The organism is Vibrio sp. 1249-1 (genome assembly GCF_033340495.1).
This window is the reverse complement of sequence record NZ_JAWOWJ010001169.1, coordinates 1-518: the sequence shown is the minus strand read 5'-3', so window position 1 is coordinate 518 and position 518 is coordinate 1. Positions and strand designations below refer to the sequence as shown.

At 46.5% G+C, this 518-nt stretch carries 1 protein-coding gene; it reads right to left on the bottom strand.

From position 1 onward, the window contains the following. A partial coding sequence (locus R7Z50_RS31080; RefSeq protein WP_318150224.1) for an outer membrane beta-barrel protein occupies nucleotides 1-460 on the bottom strand: 460 nt, incomplete at its 3' end. Nucleotides 461-518 lie beyond the last annotated feature (58 nt).

Sequence of the window (518 nt, the reverse complement as noted above, 5' to 3'; positions counted from 1 at the left end):
TATAGCCCCAAGCGACACCTGCTGCGGTTTCTCCGCCAAGGTTAGACTCGTCATATTCTTTATTTTGGCCATTGTTTTTAAGCGTGTAACTTAACGTGTAGTAAGTGATACCGCCTTTACCGTAAAGCTCAAAACCAGCACCCAAAGGGTAGCTTACGTAACCGCTGATTCGCGGACCGCCATAACTCACGTCGGTGATTTCTGATATTGGGCTAATGAGTACAGAACCAATGCCGTTAAACGCGCCTTTGTAACCTGCTTCAAGGCCGAAGTTTTGGTCGAACATGTAACGGTAATACACATCCCCTAAGAACATGTCGCCGTCATCATGGCCATTATTGACGTCATAACTGACGTCACCATAGCCTAAATTCGCCCCCACAATGTGTTTGGTTGGCTCGGCATGAGCGGTGACAGAAAGTGCAGACAACAAGCATGCTACGGCGTATTTGTAAGACATAAGGACTCCGAATAGTAAACGAATAAACAAGATGTCGAGTGATACGCTGGATTAACGC